The organism is Streptomyces sp. NPDC001070 (assembly GCF_053598835.1).
Window position 1 is genome coordinate 119,729 of record NZ_JBSFLB010000008.1, and the last position, 17,570, is coordinate 137,298.

Sequence of the window (17,570 nt, forward strand, 5' to 3'; positions counted from 1 at the left end):
CCGTCATGTCCGCCCTCACCCGCAAGGTGCCGTCCGCTCCGGCGGGCGGCACCGCCCCGGCCGCCGTCCGGCGGCGCTCGCGCCGGGCCCGGATCACGGCGATCGCCTTCGCGCTCCCGGCGCTCTTCCTGCTCGGCGCCCTCGTCGGCTACCCCATCCTCTTCTCGATCGGCCGCAGCCTGTTCGACGCGAGCGGCGACCGCTTCGTGGGCCTGGACAACTACCAGGAGATGTTCAGCGACCCCGCCAACCTGACGGCGATCCGCAACACCGCGATCTGGGTCGCGGTCGCGCCGGCGCTGCTCACCGGCGTGGGTCTGGTCCTGGCGGTGCTCACCGAGCGAGTCCGCTGGGCCACCGCCTTCAAGCTGCTGATCTTCATGCCGATGGCGGTCTCCTTCCTCGCTGCGGGCATCACCTTCCGCCTGGTGTACGACCAGGACCCGCAGCGCGGAGTCATGAACGCGGTCGCCGTCGCCGTCCACGACTCCTTCACCGACTCGTCCGCCTACCCCGGCGCCCGACCGCGCGGCACACAGGTGCTCAAGGAGTCCGGCGACGGCGGCTACCAGGCGGTCGCGCAGGTGGCACCGGGCAAGGACGTCACGCTGGGCCTCGTCGGCCTGCCGCCCGCGTCCCTCCCCGCGCAGGCCCGCCCGGCCGCGCCCGCGCGGGTCTCCGACGACGCCGTCACCGGCGTGGTCTACCTGGACTTCGTCCCGGGCGGCGGGGGCACGCCCGGCGTCGTGGACCCCCAGGAGCGCGGTCTGCCGCACATGGCGGTCGAGCTGACCAAGGGCGACACCGTGGTCGCCACCACGACCACCGGTGACGACGGTTCCTTCCGCTTCCCCGACGCCGGGGACGGCCCGTACGGCGTCCGGCTGCCCGGGAAGAACTTCGCGGAGCCGTACACGGGCATCGACTGGCTCGGCCCGACGCTGGTCACGCCGGCGATCATCGGCGCCTACCTGTGGGTCTGGACCGGCTTCTCGATGGTGCTGATCGGCGCCGGGCTGTCCTCGCTGCCGCGCGAGACGCTCGAGGCCGCCCGGATGGACGGCGCGAGCGAGTGGCAGATCTTCCGCCGCATCACCGTGCCGCTGCTCGCGCCCGTGCTGAGCGTGGTCTTCGTGACCCTGGTCATCAACGTGATGAAGGTCTTCGACCTCGTCTACATCATCGCGCCGGGCCCGGTGAAGGAGGAGGCCAACGTACTGGCGCTGCAGATGTGGCTGGTCTCCTTCGGCGGCGGCAACAACCAGGGCCTGGGCAGCGCGATCGGCGTCGTCCTGCTGCTGCTGGTGCTCCCGGCCATGGCCCTCAACATCCGACGCTTCCGCAGGAGCAACCGATGACCGTGCAGACCGCCGCACCGCGCCCCGCTCCGCCCACCCCGCCCGGGCGGCGGGCCGGCCGAGGGCCCGGCCGTCCCTCCGTGGCGAGCCGGCTGGTCGCGGTCGTGCGCGGCGGTCTGGTCCAGGGCCTGCTGACGATCGTCGCGCTGATCTGGCTCACCCCGACGGCCGGACTGTTCGTCGCCTCGCTGCGGGACTCCGAGGACAACGCCGGCTCCGGCTGGTGGACCGCGCTGCTCCATCCCGGGTCGCTGACCTTCGGCAACTACAGCGCCATCCTGGGCGACAGCAGCATCACCCAGGCGTTCTGGAACACCGTGCTGATCTCGGTGCCCGCCACGGCGGCCGTCGTGGTGCTCGCCGCGCTGGCCGGATACGCCTTCGCCTGGCTGGAGTTCCCGGGGCGGGACTGGGTCTTCCTGGTGGTCGTCGCGATGCTGGTGGTGCCGGTGCAGATCGGGCTGCTGCCGGTGGCCCGGCTCTTCGGAGCGGTCGGGCTGTTCGGCACGACCGCGGGCGTGGTCCTCTTCCACGTGGCGTACGGGCTGCCGTTCGCGATCTTCCTGCTGCGCAACTACTTCGCCGAGATCCCGCGCGAGATGCTGGAGGCCGCCCGCATGGACGGCGGGACGGAGTGGATGATCTTCCGCAAACTGGTGCTGCCGGTGGGCCGTCCGGCGATCGCCAGCCTGGCCATCTTCCAGTTCCTGTGGGTCTGGAACGACATGCTCGTCGCGCTGATCTTCGCCGACAGCGGCACCGAGCCGCTCACGGTCGCCCTGCAGTCGCAGATGCGGCAGTTCGGCGCCAACATCGATGTGCTGGCACCGGGCGCCTTCCTGTCGCTGATCGTGCCGCTGGTGGTCTTCTTCGCCTTCCAGCGCCACTTCGTCGAGGGGGTCATGGCCGGTTCCGTGAAGTAGGAGGCCGCGGAGGACGGGAGAGCGAGCACGGGATACATCGGAGGTCTTGCTTGTCGGTTGTCGCCCTGCCCTTTAGGGTCGACGTGGCGGACAAGACTCCTCCGATGTATCCCCTGCTCATACCCCCACTCGCCCCAAGGACTCGTCAGCATGCCCCTGCAGCCGTGGTTCGCCGACGCCAAGCTCGGCATCTTCGTCCACTACGGGATCTACGCGGTCGACGGCGTTCCCGAGTCCTGGGCCTTCTACCGCGGCGAGGTCCCTCACGAGCAGTACATGCGCCAGCTCGGCGGATTCACCGCCGCGCGGTACGACCCGCGCGCCTGGGCCAGGCTCTTCGCCCGGGCCGGCGCCCGCTACGCCGTGCTCACCGCCCGGCACCACGACGGCGTCGCCCTGTGGGACACCGGGCAGGGCGACCTGTCGGTCGTCCGGCGCACCCCGGCCGGGCGCGACCTCGTCGCCCCGTACGCCGAGGCGCTGCGCGAACAGGGCCTGAAGGTCGGCCTCTACTACTCCCACTCGGACTGGAACCACCCGGACTACGCCAGCGTCGTCCACCCCCGCCCCGCCGACGGAGGACGTGGCGACGAATCGCTTTGTCGCCCCCGAGGACGGCAAGGAGGACCCGGCCGCCTGGCAGCGCTACCTCGGCTACCGCGACGCCCAGGTCGGCGAACTGGTCGACCGTTTCCGCCCCGACCTGCTCTGGTTCGACGGCGAGTGGGAGCGCAGCGAGGAGCAGTGGGGCCTGGACGCGCTCGCCGCGAGGATCCTGGCGGGCAATCCGGAGACGATCCTCAACGCGCGCATGCTGAACCACGGCGACTACGCCACCCCGGAGCAGGGCATCCCCGTCGAGCCGCCGGCCGGCCCGTGGGAGCTGTGCCTGACCGTCAACGACTCCTGGGGCTTCCAGCACGCCGACCACCACCACAAGTCGGTGCGCCAGCTGGTCCGCTACTTCACCGAGACGATCGGCACCGGCGGCAACCTCCTGCTGGACGTGGGGCCCCGCGAGGACGGCACCGTCACCCCGGAGCAGACCGAGCGGCTGGAGGGCCTCGGCGACTGGATCCGCAAGCACGCCGAGGCCGTGTACGGCACCGTCGGCGGGCTGCCCGCCGGGCACCACTACGGCCCCAGCACCCTGTCCGCCGATCGCCGCACCCTCTACCTGGTGTGCTTCGACGCACCGCGCGAGACGGTCGCGGTGCGGGGGCTGCGCAACCGCGTCCGCCGCGTGTCGGTGGTCGGCACGGGCGCCGAGCTGGGCCACCGGGTCGTCGGCGGGCTGCACGAGGTGCCCGGGGTCACCTGGATCGACGCCCCCTCCCCCGCCGCCCTGGACCCGTACGCCACCGTGCTCGCCCTCCAGCTCGACGGCGAGCTGGACCTCTACCGGGGCACCGGCCGCGCCTGAGCGGGCTCCGCCACCGCGGCGCGAGGGTACGTCCCGCCGCGCACGCGCGGCACGGCCACGGGGCCCCTCCTCAGGCGGAGCGTTCGACGGTGTCGCGGTGGACGGCGTGGGCGAGCGGCGCTCCGTGGGCAAGGCGTTCGATCTCGTCGATCGCGGTGTCGGCGAGCCGGGCCAGCTCGTTGCCGAGCGATCCGGCGACGTGCGGGGTCAGCAGGACGTTCGGGAGGTCGTAGAGCGGCGAGTCGGCGGGCAGCGGCTCGGGGTCGGTGACGTCGAGGACGGCGTGCAGGCGGCCGGAGACCAATTCCGCGGTGAGCGCCGCGGTGTCGACCAGCGTGCCCCGCGAGGTGTTGATCAGTGTGGCCCCGTCCTTCATCAGCGCCAGCCGCACGGAGTCGAAGAGGTGCCGGGTCTCGGGCAGTTCGGGAGCGTGGATGCTGACCACGTCACTGAGTCGGCACAACTGGTCGAGCCCGGCCGGTTCGGCGCCGAGGGCGACCGCCTCACCGGGGTCAAGGTAGGGGTCGTGCACGAGCAGGCGCAGGTCGAAGGGGCGCAGCAGCTCGATGACCCGCCGCCCGATGCGGGAGGCGCCGACGATGCCGATGGTGCGCCGGTAGTTGCCGATGCCGGGGAACCCGTCGAGCAGCGGGACGCGGCGGCGGCTGTCCCGATAGACCCGCGCAGAGTCCAGGACCCGTTTGTTGGCGAAGAGGACGGCGGCGACGGTGTACTCGGCCACCGGCAGCGCGTTGGCCGCGGCGGCCGTGGAGACCTGGATGCCGCGCTGCCACACCGCGTCGGTGATGTGGTGCCTGACCGATCCCGCGGCGTGGACGACCGCGCGCAGCCGGGGCGTTCGGGCCAGCGCCCCCTCGTCCAGGGGCGGGCAGCCCCAGCCGGTGAACAGCACCTCGGCGCCCGCCAGTTGCTCCGCCGCCGCGGGGGCGCCGAAGTCCTCCACGAGCAGGGCGGGATCGACAAGGGCGACACGGCGCAGGCGTTCGAGCGCGGCCGGGGTGAGGACGGCCTCGCGGGTATCGGCGCTCATGGCGAGGACGGTACGGGGACGGCGGTGTGCACGGGTCACGTGACGGCTCCAGTGGTGAGGCCGGAGCGCCGGACGCCCCGCAGGCGGACGAACGCGGCGTCGAGTGGTAGGAGGGAGGTCGCGGGCGCGGCGGCAACGGCCTTACGGGCGCCCTTGCCGACCTCGGGGCAGCAGTGGGCCGCCGACGGCACGATCATGCCGGCGACCGGCTCGCCGCCGGCCCTCGCGCGGGGCGGCGCCGCCGTTCCCGCCCGGTCCCCGGGCGGCACGGGCCCGCCGTGGACGCGTGGCACCAGGCCGCGTCCGGCGAGCGGTTCCGCGTCCTCGCCGATGGTCACCGGGGGCACGCCGAGTCCCGCGGCCATCTCCGTGGCCCGTTTCGATCCGCGCTCCCGGACCACGCGCACGATCGCCCGATGGCGTTTCCCCGCGTGCACCGCGCCGTTCCCCCTCTGACGTTCCCGCCCGTCGGGGGGAGCCTAGCCGGGCGCACTGTCGTTCTCACACGTTGCGTTCCGTTTCGTTTCGCTGCGTCCGGCCCCGCTCGCCGGGGCGCCCTCGCCGCGGTGGATCCGCTCGTGCACATGGGCGGGATACCAGTTGGTCAACGTGACCCGGGCCAGAGCGGCGCCGTCCCGGCCATGGTCGCCACGGCCCGCTCCGCGAACATCCGGAACAGCGGGTCCTCCAAGAGCTCTGTGACGGGGACGTCCTCACGGCGGGGGTTCGGACGGCGGGCGGCGCCGCTGAGGGCCGGCCCGGTACGCCCATCGTCGGTCAGCGGCCCCCGGCGAGCACCGCCTCGTAGCCCGGCAGGACGACGTCGCGGATCAGCGCGTTGCGCTCGTCGAAGGGGATGAAGGCGCTCTTGAGGGCGTTGACGGTCACCTCGCGCAGGTCCTCCACGGTCCAGCCCGCCTCGGTGACGAGCAGCTCCATCTCGCGGGTCATGGTCGTCGCCGACACCAGGCGGTTGTCGGTGTTGAGGGTGACGCGGAAGCCGAGGTCGCGCAGGAGGGTGATGGGGTGCTCCGCGATGGAGGTGGCGGCCCCCGTCTGGAGGTTGGAGGTCGGGCAGACCTCCAGCGCGATGCGGCGGTCGCGTATCCAGCCCGCGAGACGGCCGAGCTTGCCGTCCACGATGTCCTCGGCGAGGCGGACGCCGTGGCCGATGCGGAGCGCGCCGCAGACCTGCACCGCCTGGTGGATGCTGGGCAGGCCGTGGGCCTCGCCCGCGTGGATGGTGAACGGGACGTTCTCCAGGCGCAGGTGCTCGAAGGCGGCGAGGTGGTCGGCGGGCGGGAAGCCGTCCTCGGCACCGGCGATGTCGAAGCCGACGACCCCCGCGTCGCGGTATGCGACGGCGAGGTCGGCGACCTCGCGGCTGCGGTCGGTCATCCGCATCGCGCACAGCAGCGTCCCCACGCGGACCGGGGTGCCCGCGGCGGCGGCCTTGGCCATTCCGGCGGCCAGGCCCTCCTGGACGGCCTCGACGACCTCGGCGAGGGCGAGACCGCGGTGCACCAGCAGTTCGGGGGCATAGCGGACCTCGCCGTACACGACGCCGTCGGCGGCGAGGTCCAGCACGTACTCCTCGGCGACGCGCAGCAGGCCCTCGCGGGTGCCCATCACGGCGATGGTGTGCTCGAAGGTGGCGATGTAGCGCACCAGGTCGCCGGAGTTGGCGGCGTCGAAGTACCAGGCGGCCAGCGCCCCGGGGTCGGTGGCGGGCAGCGTGTGGCCGATCTCCGCGGCGAGTTCGACCAGGGTGGCCGGGCGCAGGCCGCCGTCCAGGTGGTCGTGGAGTACGGCCTTCGGCAGCCGGCGGATCAGGTCGGTGTCGGGGGTGGGCGTGGTCACGCGGGGCGCTCCTGGTCGGTGGTGGCGGTGGTGGCGGGCTGGAGGAGGTCCCAGCGGTTCCCGTACGGGTCCTGGAAGACGACGACCGAGCCGTACGCCTCGTGGCGGGGCTCCTCCAGGAAGGTGACCCCTGCGGCGCGCATCCGCGCGTAGTCCCCCGCGAAGTCCTCGGTGTGCAGGAAGAAGCCGACCCGCCCACCGGTCTGGTCGCCGACCCGCGCCAGCTCCGCGTCGTTCTTGGCGCGGGCGAGCAGCAGCCCGCCGCCCGTGGCGCCGCCGCCGGGCGGGCGCACGACGACCCACCGGCTGCCGCCGGGGCGCGGCTCGTCCTCGGCGAGCTCGAAACCGAGGGCGCCGGTGTAGAAGGCGATGGCCTCGTCGTAGTCGCGGACGACGAGGGTGACCAGGGCGATACGGGACATGCGCGAACGTTATACGTAACACCTGGACAGGGGCAAGGCGCGCCCTCCGGGACCGGACCCAGCGGTGATCACCCCGCCCGGGACGGGGAGGCGGAGCCCCCACGACCCTGGGCCGCCGGACCGAAGAGCCGGGGCCGAATTCCCGGCAAGCGGGTGACCGGCCCGCTCCCCCTTCCCGGGCACAGTCCCGGCACCGGGGCACCGCGGCGCCCGGTGGCCGACGCGGGCACGGACGATGCCGGCACGTACGGCCGAGCACCTGGGTTCCGGTCCGGCGTGATCGCGCCGGGCTGCGCCCGCTGCTGTTCGGGGTCGCCAACCAGATCGTGCTCGCGGTCGCCGCGCTCGGGATGGTCCTCGGAATCGTGTGGGGCTACCGGATGTGGTGGCAGCGCCGCCCCACCCGTGACGGCCACGCGGCGCTGGTCGGCAGGGCCCCCGCCCGCGGCACCTGGCGACGGCTTCCGCTGCCCGTGCTGATCCTCGGCCTCCCGGCCGTCGCCGCCCTCGGCTGGGCCCGGGGACGGCGCCTCGAAGCACGCGCGGCGCACTATCGCCTGTGCTGCGCACCGGGACGTGGCCCATCGGGCCCGAACGCAGGACTTCCTGATGCTCCGCCGGCAGTGTCCCGCCCCGGGTGTCGTGCCTCCGGCCGGGGTGCACCGCCGGGTGACGGGCTCCGGGTCGCTCCACTCCGGCCGGCGCACCATCACACCGCGGGGCGCCGGGAGAGCCCACGACGGTGTGCCGGGCTCGGCCGGTTCAGTCGGGGGCGACGATGTGGCCGTCGCGGAGTTCGAGGACGCGGTCGGCGAGGGCGAGGAGCTGGGGGTCGTGGGTGGCGACGAGGGCGGTGACGCCCTCGCTGTGGACGACGGCGCGCAGCAGTTCCATCACGGAGCGGCCGGTGTCGGCGTCCAGCTGCCCGGTCGGCTCGTCGGCGATGATCAGGGCCGGGCGGTTGGCGAGGGCGCGGGCGATGGCGACGCGCTGCTGCTGGCCGCCGGACATCTCGCCGGGGCGCTGGGCCGCGTGGCCTTCGAGGCCGACGAGGGAGAGCAGCAGCGCGACGCGCTCCTCGCGTTCGCGACGGGCGGTCTTGCGGAGCCGGAGAGGAACGCCCACGTTCTCGGCGGCGGTGAGGACGGGGAGCAGCCCGAAGGACTGGAACACGAAGCCGATGCGGTCCCGGCGCAGGGCCAGCAGCTCGCGCTCGCCGAGGCCGGTGACTTCGGTGCCGTCGACGCGGACACTGCCGGCGTCGGGACGGTCGAGGCCGCCGATCAGGTTGAGCAGGGTGGTCTTGCCGGAGCCGGACCTCCCCTTGAGGGCGACGAGTTCGCCGCGCGCCACGCTGAAGGAGACCCCGCCCAGCGCGCGCACGGCGGTCTCCCCGGTGCCGTAGGTGCGCACCAGGTCCTCGACCACGACCATCGCGTCGGCTGCCGCCCCGTCGCCGGCCGGTCCGTCACGTCGTTCCAGCAGTCCCTCGCTCATGGCGGACAGCATAGTGCGATGCCACTGTGCCACTGTGCGCGGTGCCACTGTTCACACGGTGGGACGAGTGGCGGCTTGCGGATATGCTGATCGCGGCGGTCGCACTCGCGTGCGGCCATATCGTCGGGTCGCCGTGAGGACTCACGTACGGGCCCGCCTTGGCGTGGGCCGGGGCGGTGTCATTCCTCACCGCCGGGCGGTGGCCTGGCACGGCGGAACACTCGCAACACATTGTTACGGGCATCGAGAACGGGGGGCATGGTGCCGGGGTTCGTCTTCCTGCGCCTGCGCGCACACCGACTGCTGCTCGGTGCGGCACTGCTGTCCATGGTGCTGACCACCTGTGCGGTGACCGCGCTTGCCGCGTTCAGCAACGCGGTCGGGGACGCGGGGCTCCGGCGCGCGCTCCAGGACCAGTCGGTCGCCAGGACCCTCGTCGAAGTCCAGTCCGATGTGGCGGGCCAGGACACCGGGCGGCTGGACTCCCGTGTGCGGAAGACCCTCGCGGGGGCCTACGACGGGCTTCCGGTCCGGGTCTCGTCCAGCACCCGCTCGGGACCGTACGGCCTGCCGATGACCCTGCGTCCACCGGGCGCGCCGCGCACCGGCGACCCGGACCTGACGCTCCTCGCCACCCTGGACCGGTCCCGGGTGACCCTGACCGAGGGCGCCTTCCCGGGGGCCCCGGCCGACGGCAAGGGCCCGGTCCCCGTCGCACTGCCCCGGACGGCCGCGACGGCGCTGAAGCTGCGCCCCGGCGACCTGGTGTCGTTGGCCGACCGGCTCCACGGTGGCACGCTGCGTGTACGGGTGACGGGCCTTTACCGGCCCGTCGACCGGGAGGCGCTGTACTGGCGGCTCGACCCGCTGGGCGGACGCGGGGTGCGGACGCTGGCGTTCACGACGTACGGGCCGATGCTCGTCGATCCCCGGGCGTTCGGCTCCGGCGCCGTGGCCGCGGCCGAGATGGGCTGGCAGGCGCGCGCCGACTTCTCCACCATGACGACGGCCCGGATCGACCGGGTCAGCCTCGACGTCCGGCGGACGGTCCGGCTCCTGCAGGGCGACTCCTCCGCCGGGACGGCGACGGCGAGCAGCGAACTGCCGCAGCTGCTCACCGAATTGCGGCGAACCCTTTTGGTGAGCCGGTCGACCCTGCTGATCAGCGCGTTGCAACTGATGCTGCTGGCGGCCCTCTCGCTGTTCCTGGTCGCCGGGCTCCTCGCGGAGGAACGTTCCGGCGAGACCGCGCAGCTGAGGGCCCGCGGTGGCTCGCGCGCCCGGATCGCCGGGCTCGGCGCCGCCGAGGCGCTGCTCCTCGCCGTGCCCGCCGCGGTGCTGGCACCGCTGCTGGCCGGGCCATTGGTACGGGTACTGGCCGGACAGGGGGCGCTGGCCAGGGCGGGGGTGCGGCTCGAACCGTCGGCGGCCACCGCGTGGTCGGTGGCGGCGCTGACCGCGCTGGCGTGCGCCCTCGCCGTGGTCGCGCCCGCGCTGCGCCGCTCGCGCACGTACGCCGGCGAGCAGGCCGCGCGGGGGCGGCGGCGCGCGCTGCCCGGCGCCGCGCAGGCCGGCATGGACCTCGGGCTGGCCGTCGTGGCCGGTCTGTCGTACTGGCAGCTGTCCCGGCGTGGCGCCGGGACGGGCGCCCTGTCCGCCGACACCGTCGGCACGCTGGGCCTGGATCCGATCCTGGTGGTGGCTCCCGCGTTGTGCCTGCTGGCGGGGGCGGTCCTCGCGCTGCGGCTGCTGCCGCCGGCCGCCCGGCTGGGCGAGCGGCGGGCGGCCAGGACGCGCGGTCTGCAGGCGGCACTGACCGGCTGGCAGCTGTCGCGGCGGCCGGGCCGCGGCGCCGGGCCGGCCCTGCTGCTGGTGTTCGCCGTGTCGATCAGCCTGTTCGCGATCGGGGAGAACGCCAGCTGGTCCCGTTCGCAGCGCGACCAGGCCGACTTCGCGGTGGGCACGGACATCCGGGTGACCGGTACGACCACGCCGCCCTTCGGTCAGGGAGGTGTGTACGACGGCATTCCCGGGATCGCGGCCGTCACCCCGGCCGCTCGTGCGGGAGTGGCGCTGCCCGAGGACCGGGAGGCGACGGTGCTTGCCCTGGACAGCGAGGCAATGGCCCGCGTGATGCGGCTGCGCGGCGACCTGTCCGACCGCTCCGCGGCGGGGCTGGCCCGGCCGCTGCGGACCGGCGTGGGCCCGGAGGCCCGGGAGGCCGGCTTCGTCCTTCCCGCAGGCGCCGCCCGACTGCGCGTCACCGCGCGGCTGGAGGCACTCGGTCCCGGGGGCCGCACGGTCCGGGGCACCGTCACGGACCGCCTGTACGCGACCGTCGTCGACCGCTACGGCGTGCCCTACACCTTCGTCCTGGGCGAGATGTCCGCCGACGGCGAACAGCACGTCCTGGAGGCGGACTTCGCCGCCGCGGCCGGGCGGGCGCGCGGCGCCGCGCCTGCCGGGCCCCTGCGGGTCACCGCCCTCAAGGCCGAGTACCTGCTGCCGACCAGGACCGAGCACCACCGCCTCACCCTCGCCGCCCTGCGCACGGTGGCGGCGGACGGCGGCGTACGGGACGTACCGGTCCCCACCGGGGCCGGGTCCCCGTGGTCGGCCCGGGCCCAGATCGACAACCCCGACTTCCCGGCCGAACCGGAGCACGGTTTCCGCATCTCGCGCACCACCGGCACGCCGCGTTCCGACGCGCGTACCCCGCTCACCCTCCGGTACGACACCGGGCAGGAGCCCACGGAGACCTGGCCCTTCACCTTCGGCTCGAAGACGGCCTCGGTCTCGCTGTGGGCGGGCGCACCGCCGGCGAAGGTGCTGCCGGCGGTCGCCACCGACGCCTTCCTGCGGGCCGTCGACGCCCGGGTGGGCCGCACGGTGCCGGTCGACCTGGCGGGCACACGGTTCACCGTCCGGATCACCGCCGCGGTGCGTGCCCTGCCGGCCACCGCGCCCGATTCCTCCAGGACCGACGGGGGCGCGCTCCTGATCGACCTGGCGAGCGCGAACCGGACGCTGGCCTACAACGATCTGCCCAGCCTGCAGCCGGCCGAGTGGTGGCTGGGCACCGAACCGGGCGCCGCCCGCCGTGTCGCGACCTCCCTGCGCGCCCGCGGGGACGTCACCTCGGTTCTCGTCCGCGACGAGCGGCGTGCCGAGTTGGAGCGCGACCCGCTCGGCGCGGGCCCGCTGTCCGCGCTCCCCGCCGCGGTGGTGGTGGCCGCGGTGCTGGCCGCGGTCGGCTTCGCGGTGGCGGCCGCCGGTGCGGTGCGGGAGCGGTCGGCGGAGTTCGCGATGCTGCGCGCCATGGGCGCGTCGCGGCGGTCGCTGGCCCGGGTGATCGCGACCGAGCAGGCTCTGCTGGTCGTGGTCGCGGTGGTGGTGGGCGCGCTGCTCGGCGGCGTGCTGACGCATCTGATCGTGCCGCTGATCGTTCTGACGACCGGGGCGGGCAGCCCCGTTCCCGCGGTACGGGTGGAGCTGCCCGCCGGGCCGCTCGTCCGGCTGCTCGCCGCCGTTGCCGTACTGCCCCTGCTCGCCGTCGCCGTGACGGTGCTGCGAACCGCCGATCCCGCCCGGGCCCTGCGCCGGCAAGGAGGTGACTGACATGGCCGCGACCCGTACAACGGGCCACGAGTCGTGGACGCGCGCCCGGTTGCGCGCCGCTCCCGGCGGTGCGCTGGCCCTGGCCGCGCTGGTGCTGGTGACCGCGTTCCTCGCCGCGGCGCTGCCGCGGGCCGTCGACGCGTACGAGGACGCCGCGTTGCGCGACACGGTCACCGGCGCGTCCCTGGCCGACCGGAGCGTCTCCGTCTCCACGGGGATATCGCGCTATTCGGCCGGCACCGCGGACGGTTCCTCGCTCGCCCCGCGTTCCCTGGCCGCGACCGAGGCGGCGTTCCAGCGCATCGTGCGGCCGCCGCTGAATCTCGACCCGGCCGGGGCCGTCTACGGGGTGCGCAACGACCGGCCCGCGCCCGTCTCCGATCCGGGGCTGCCACGCCCCAGCGGCCTCGACCCGAAGGTCACCCTTGTCGCCCAGCCCGGGCTGGACAGCCGCAGCCGGCTGCTGTCCGGGCGTCTGCCGGGACCCCGGGCCGGGACGGGCGCTGTCGAAGCGGTGCTCACGGCGCGCACCGCGAAGGTGCTCGGCCTGCGGGCCGGCTCCGCGCTCCACGTCCCGGACGCGGCCGGGTCGGCGCTGACCGTGCGGATCACCGGGATCGTCGAACCGCGCTCCCCCGGCGCGGGCTTCTGGAACGCGGAACCTGATCTGAAGTCCGCGAGACTGGTCACCGTCCCCCCACCGCCGGGAGACGACCCCAAGTACTACTGGAACTTCTCCGTCCTCATCGACCAGAACGCCGCCGAGGCCGTGCTCGGGCTGGCCAACGGCGGCCGCTTGTACTGGCACCACCCGGCCGAGGTCGCCGCGCTCTCCGCCCACGAGGTCCCCGCGCTGCGCGACCGGCTCGCCTCGCTGGCCGGCGGTCCTGACGCGACGCGCCTGGCGAGACTCTCCGGCCGTCCGGGACTCCGCCTCGAGGAGGAGGGCCTCGCCACACTGCTGGAGCCCTTCGCCCGCGAGCGCGCGGCGGCCGCGCCGCTGGTCCTGATCGCGACGGTGGGGGTCGGCACCGTCGCCGCCGTCGTGGTGATGATGGCCGGCGGCCTGGCGGCCACCCGGCGGCGCGATGAACTGCGGTTGCTGCGGGCCCGCGGGAGCAGCGTGGCCGCACTCGCGGCCCGGTTGCTCGGGGAGAGCGCCCTCGTCGTGGTCCCCTCCGCCGCCGCCGGGGTGCTGGCGGCCCTGCTGCTGGTGCCGGCCGAACGGGCCGCGGCCTCCGTCCTGGCGGGGCTGCTGGTCGCGGTCGTCGCCGCGCTGGCGCTGCCGCTGCGGGCCGTCGCGCTCGCCCGCCGGCCGCGCCCCGACGGCCGGGAGGACCTCGCCGACGCACGCCCCTCGCGCCGCCGCACCGTGGCCGAGCTGACGGTGGCGGTCGTCGTGACCGGCGCGGTGCTCGCGCTGCGGCGCCGGGGCACGGCGGACGGCGGCGCGGACGCGCTCGCGGCCGCCGCACCCGTGCTGGTCGCGGTGATCGCCGCCGTGGTCCTGTTGCGGCTGTACCCGCTGCCGCTGCGGCTGCTCGCCCGGCCCTCCGCCCGGCTTCCCGGAGCCGTGTGGCACCTTGGGCTGGCCCGTGCCGGCCGTACCCCGTCGACGGCGGCACTGCCGCTGCTGGCGGTGCTGGTGGCGCTCGCCGTGACGTCCTTCGGCGGTTCCGTCCTCACCGGGGTGGAGTCGGGACGCGACCGCGCCGCGGTCAGGAGCGTCGGCGCCGACGCGCGGATCGAGTCCCTCGGCACGCTGCCGAAGGGCCTGGCCGCGCGGGTCCGGCAGGTCGACGGCGTACGCGGCACCCTTCCGGTCCGGATCGAGAAGGGGCTGACGACGACCCCGGCCAACACCCTGTACACCTTGGTGATCGCCGACCCGGAGCGGTACGCCGCGCTCGTGGAGTCCACCGGCATCGGCGGCTCCTTTCCGGCGCGGATGCTGGCCGCCGACGGCCCGGGGCCGTTGCCCGCGGTCGTCTCGCCTCAGCTGGCGCGGGAGTTCGGGAGCGGCACCGTGACGGTGCATGCCTCCTCCGGCCGGACCGAGATACGGGTCGTCGCGACCCGGGACCTGACACCGGCCGTCCCGGTGGGCGACTTCGTCGTGGTCTCCGCGGCGGCCATGGCGCGGACGCACCCGTACATCGCCGGCACATACGTCCACGAGCCGACGACGCTGTACGCGACCGGCCCGCGGCTGGACGGCCGGGCACTGCGCGCGGCCGTGCGCGAGGTCGCGCCGGACCTGGCGGTCGCCGTGCGGTCCGAGGAGCGCGCGTCGTTCGTCACCACGGCCCTGCAGTCCGGCGCCCGGCGCGTGTACATCGCCGCCGTCGCGGCGGGCGCCGGCTACAGCGCCCTGGCGCTGGTGCTCGCCCTCCTCCACAACGCGCCGCAGCGGCGGGCCCTGCTGGCGCGGCTGCGGACCATGGGGATGCCCGGGCGCCAGCGTCAGTGGCTGGCGGTCCTGGAGATGCTGCCGCAGGTCCTGCTCGGCGCGGTCGGCGGCATCCTGGTGAGTCTGGCGACGGTGCCGCTGCTGCGGCCGGGCGTGGACCTGACCGCGCTCGCCTTCACCACCCGCGCCCCGGTCACGGTACTGCCGGAGACGGTGCTGCGCACCGACCCGGTCTCGCTGCTGCTGCCGGCCGCCGGGCTCGTCGTGCTGGCCTGCGCGGTGCTGGCGGTGCAGGCGTGGGCGACGGGGCGGCGCGGAGAGGGAACGGAACTGCGGATGGGTGAGCGAGGATGACCGAGAACATCTCCGGAGCGGCGGAGCCGGGCGGCGTGACACTGGCCGAGCTGGAGCGGCGTGCCGCCGCGCGCAGGGAGCGGCCTGCCTACGGGCAGGACGCGCTGATCGTCTGCGACCGGCTGGTACGCATCTTCACCGCTCAGGGCGTGGAGGTGCAGGCGCTGCAGGGGCTGGACCTGCTGGTGGCGCACGGCGAGCTCATGGCGCTGGTGGGCGCGTCCGGCAGCGGCAAGTCGACCCTGCTCAACATCCTGGCCGGGCTGGACGTGCCCACGGCCGGGGCGGCGTCGGTGGCCGGCTTCGACCTGCTCGCCCTGGACAGCTCGTCCCGGCTGCGCTATCAGCGCGAGGTGGTCGGGTTCGTGTGGCAGCAGACGTCGCGCAATCTGCTGCCGTACCTGACCGCCGCACAGAACGTCGTGCTGCCCATGCGGCTCGGAGGCGGTGTCAAGGGCCGGCAGCGGCGTGCGCAGCGCGCCGCCGATCTGCTGACGATGATGGGCATCGCGCACTGTGCCGACCGGCGGCCGGAGCAGATGTCCGGCGGCGAGCAGCAGCGCACCGCCATCGCCGTGGCACTGGCCAACCACCCGTCCCTGGTGCTGGCCGACGAGCCGACCGGCCAGTTGGACTCGGCGACCGCCGACCAGGTCCTGGCCGCTTTCCGCACGGCGAACGAGGAGCTCGGCACGACGATCGTCGTCGTCACGCACGACCAGGCGGTCGCCACGGCCGTCGACCGCACGGTGGCCATCCGTGACGGCCGCACCGCCTCCGAGGTGGTCCGGCACACCACGGTCGACGAGCAGGGCAGAACCACGGTCCACGCCCGTGAGTACGCCACCGTCGACCGTGCCGGCCGGCTCCAGCTGCCGCAGGACTTCACCACCGCGCTGGACATCCGCCATCGCGTGCTGCTGGAGCTGGAGCCGGATCACATCACCGTGCGGCCCGACGACGGCGCCACGGGCTGACGCCCCGGCACCCCCGTTACGCGTCCGGTGCCGCGTACACCCGCTCACCGCCCACGAAGGTCTGCAGGACGCGGGTCGCGGCGATCTCCCCGGGCGGGCCGGCGAAGGGGTCGCGGTCGAGGACGACGAGGTCGGCGAGCTTGCCGGGGGTGACGGTGCCGGTGTCGTCGAGGTGGTTCACGTACGCGCTCCCCGCCGTGTACGCCGCGATGGCTGCGGCGAGGTCGATGCGCTGCCCGGGCAGGAAGACGGGTGCGTCGTCCGGGGCGTCCGGGGTGCGGCGGTTGACGGCGACGTGCAGCGCCTGGAAGGGGTCGGGGCTGCTCACCGGCCAGTCGCTGCCCGCGGCGAGCGCGGCGCCGGAGCGCAGCAGGTCGCCGAAGGGGTACTGCCGGGCGGCCCGTTCGGGGCCGAGGAAGGGCAGGGTGAGCTCGTCCATCTGGGGTTCGTGGGCGGCCCACAGCGCCTGGATGTTGGCGGTCGCGCCGAGCGCGCGGAAGCGGGCGACGTCATCGGGGTGGACGACCTGCAGGTGGGCGAGGTGGTGCCGGGTGTCGTGGTGCCCGTTGGCCGTGCGGGCGGCCGCGACCGCGTCCAGTGCCTCGCGGACGGCGCGGTCGCCGAGGGCGTGGAAGTGCACCTGGAAGCCGAGCGCGTCGAGTTCGGTGACGTGCTTCGCCAGCGCGGCCGGGTCGACGAAGCTGATGCCGCTGTTGGCGGAGGCGCAGCCGCAGGCGGTGAGGTAGGGGCCGAGCAGGGCCGCCGTCCCGTTCTCCGCGATGCCGTCCTGCATGATCTTGACGCTGGTGGCGCGGAAGCGGCCCCGGCTGACGGCGGCGCGCCGCTCCACGAGTCCGGGGATCTGCTCGGCGCCGCGGGCGCGGTCCCACCACAGGGCGCCGACGACGCGCGCGGTGAGCAGCCCGTCGGCGATCAGGGCGTGGTAGGCGGGCACCGGGTCGGTCATGTTCGCGTACGTGCCGACGATGGCGTCCTGCCAGGCGGTGACGCCGAGGGAGTGCAGCACGCCCTGTGCGCGCAGCAGGGCGGCGGTCTGCTCGGCGGCGGTGACGGGCGGCAGGAGCCGGCCGACGAGGTGGAGCGCGCCTTCCTGGAGCATGCCGGTGGGGTTGCCGTCGGCGTCGCGCTCGATGCGGCCGTCGGCGGGGTCGGGGGTGTCCCGGGTGATCCCGGCGAGTTCCAGGGCGCGGGAGTTGACCCAGGCGCCGTGGTGGTCGCGGTTGGGGAGGAAGACCGGGCGGTCGGGGACGACGGTGTCGAGGAGCACGGCGGTGGGGGTGCCACCGGGGAAGGCGTCCATCGACCAGCCGCCGCCGGTGATCCACTCGGCCTCGGGGTGCGCGTCGGCGTAGCCGCGGACGATCCGCAGGTACTCGTCCGCCTCGTGGGCGTCGGCGAGATGGCACTGACCCAGCTCGAGACCGGCGCCGAGGGGATGCACGTGGGCGTCCTGGAAACCGGGCAGCAGCATCCTCCCGGCCAGGTCGACGACCTCGGTGCCGGGTCCGATCAGCTCGCGGACCTCGTCGTGGCCGACGGCGGCGATCCGGCCGTCGCGCACGGCGACCGAGGTGGCCCGGCCGAGGACGGGGTCGACGGTGTGCACCGGGCCGCCGGTGAGGACGAGGTCGGCGTGGGACATGGCGCTCCAGGGAC

General features: G+C 74.6%; 11 protein-coding genes and 2 pseudogenes. 7 read left to right on the forward strand and 6 right to left on the reverse strand.

The genetic code is table 11. The features are described 5' to 3' along the window. The first annotated feature begins 5 nt into the window (after positions 1-5). The 3 genes and pseudogenes from ACWDAS_RS12485 (at position 6) to ACWDAS_RS12495 (ending at position 3,704) form a co-directional block, all read left to right on the forward strand. Positions 6-1,358, forward strand: a complete 1,353-nt coding sequence (locus ACWDAS_RS12485) for an ABC transporter permease subunit (RefSeq protein ID WP_450389034.1) — start codon at positions 6-8, stop codon at positions 1,356-1,358. A gap of 92 nt (positions 1,359-1,450) precedes the next feature. Then, positions 1,451-2,281, forward strand: coding sequence for a carbohydrate ABC transporter permease (locus ACWDAS_RS12490; RefSeq protein WP_450389234.1), 831 nt, complete (start codon positions 1,451-1,453; stop codon positions 2,279-2,281). A gap of 150 nt (positions 2,282-2,431) precedes the next feature. After that, positions 2,432-3,704 (forward strand): annotated as a pseudogene (locus ACWDAS_RS12495) (alpha-L-fucosidase). Positions 3,705-3,774: 70 nt separating this feature from the next. Here ACWDAS_RS12495 and ACWDAS_RS12500 read toward each other — a convergent pair. The 4 genes from ACWDAS_RS12500 to ACWDAS_RS12515 form a co-directional block, all read right to left on the reverse strand. Next, positions 3,775-4,755: a hydroxyacid dehydrogenase gene (locus ACWDAS_RS12500; RefSeq protein ID WP_450389036.1), complete on the reverse strand. Its 981-nt coding sequence runs from the start codon at positions 4,753-4,755 to the stop codon at positions 3,775-3,777. A gap of 35 nt (positions 4,756-4,790) precedes the next feature. After that, positions 4,791-5,192, reverse strand: a complete 402-nt coding sequence (locus ACWDAS_RS12505) for a DeoR family transcriptional regulator (RefSeq protein WP_450389038.1) — start codon at positions 5,190-5,192, stop codon at positions 4,791-4,793. Positions 5,193-5,532: 340 nt separating this feature from the next. Next, positions 5,533-6,615: an adenosine deaminase gene (locus tag ACWDAS_RS12510; RefSeq protein ID WP_450389040.1), complete on the reverse strand. Its 1,083-nt coding sequence runs from the start codon at positions 6,613-6,615 to the stop codon at positions 5,533-5,535. Further along, entirely contained in the window at positions 6,612-7,037 is a 426-nt protein-coding gene (locus ACWDAS_RS12515; protein WP_450389042.1) for a VOC family protein, read from the reverse strand. The genes ACWDAS_RS12510 and ACWDAS_RS12515 overlap by 4 nt, the downstream gene beginning before the upstream one ends. A 299-nt stretch (positions 7,038-7,336) precedes the next feature. On the opposite strand from ACWDAS_RS12515, the pseudogene ACWDAS_RS12520 reads away from it, so the two are divergent. Then, positions 7,337-7,555: pseudogene (locus ACWDAS_RS12520) on the forward strand (PepSY domain-containing protein); the annotation flags it as partial. Between the two features lie 244 nt (positions 7,556-7,799). On the opposite strand, the gene ACWDAS_RS12525 reads toward ACWDAS_RS12520, so the two are convergent. Further along, complete coding sequence (locus ACWDAS_RS12525) at positions 7,800-8,471, reverse strand: ABC transporter ATP-binding protein (protein ID WP_450389236.1); 672 nt, start codon at positions 8,469-8,471, stop codon at positions 7,800-7,802. A gap of 321 nt (positions 8,472-8,792) precedes the next feature. Here ACWDAS_RS12525 and ACWDAS_RS12530 point away from each other — a divergent pair, with 321 nt between their 5' ends. The 3 genes from ACWDAS_RS12530 to ACWDAS_RS12540 are packed head-to-tail and all read left to right on the forward strand — an operon-like array spanning position 8,793 to position 15,893. Next, positions 8,793-12,152: an FtsX-like permease family protein gene (locus ACWDAS_RS12530; RefSeq protein WP_450389044.1), complete on the forward strand. Its 3,360-nt coding sequence runs from the start codon at positions 8,793-8,795 to the stop codon at positions 12,150-12,152. Between the two features lies 1 nt (position 12,153). After that, the gene (locus ACWDAS_RS12535) at positions 12,154-14,916 is read left to right on the forward strand and encodes an FtsX-like permease family protein (RefSeq protein WP_450389046.1); all 2,763 of its coding nucleotides are present in this window, start codon (positions 12,154-12,156) and stop codon (positions 14,914-14,916) included. Further along, positions 14,913-15,893, forward strand: coding sequence for an ABC transporter ATP-binding protein (locus ACWDAS_RS12540; protein WP_450389048.1), 981 nt, complete (start codon positions 14,913-14,915; stop codon positions 15,891-15,893). The genes ACWDAS_RS12535 and ACWDAS_RS12540 overlap by 4 nt, the downstream gene beginning before the upstream one ends. A gap of 16 nt (positions 15,894-15,909) precedes the next feature. On the opposite strand, the gene ACWDAS_RS12545 is transcribed toward ACWDAS_RS12540, so the two are convergent. Next, positions 15,910-17,556 (reverse strand): amidohydrolase, encoded by a 1,647-nt coding sequence (locus tag ACWDAS_RS12545; protein ID WP_450389049.1) that lies wholly within the window; start codon positions 17,554-17,556, stop codon positions 15,910-15,912. Between the last annotated feature and the right edge of the window lie 14 nt (positions 17,557-17,570).

Excerpts from the sequence above, each read along its gene's own strand:
- ACWDAS_RS12485 (WP_450389034.1), top strand. The coding sequence starts at position 6 with ATGTCCGCCCTCACCCGCAAGGTGCCGTCCGCTCCGGCGGGCGGCACC.
- ACWDAS_RS12500 (WP_450389036.1), bottom strand. The coding sequence starts at position 4,755 with ATGAGCGCCGATACCCGCGAGGCCGTCCTCACCCCGGCCGCGCTCGAA.
- ACWDAS_RS12515 (WP_450389042.1), bottom strand. The coding sequence starts at position 7,037 with ATGTCCCGTATCGCCCTGGTCACCCTCGTCGTCCGCGACTACGACGAG.
- ACWDAS_RS12525 (WP_450389236.1), bottom strand. The coding sequence starts at position 8,471 with ATGGTCGTGGTCGAGGACCTGGTGCGCACCTACGGCACCGGGGAGACC.
- ACWDAS_RS12530 (WP_450389044.1), top strand. The coding sequence starts at position 8,793 with ATGGTGCCGGGGTTCGTCTTCCTGCGCCTGCGCGCACACCGACTGCTG.
- ACWDAS_RS12535 (WP_450389046.1), top strand. The coding sequence starts at position 12,154 with ATGGCCGCGACCCGTACAACGGGCCACGAGTCGTGGACGCGCGCCCGG.
- ACWDAS_RS12540 (WP_450389048.1), top strand. The coding sequence starts at position 14,913 with ATGACCGAGAACATCTCCGGAGCGGCGGAGCCGGGCGGCGTGACACTG.
- ACWDAS_RS12545 (WP_450389049.1), bottom strand. The coding sequence starts at position 17,556 with ATGTCCCACGCCGACCTCGTCCTCACCGGCGGCCCGGTGCACACCGTC.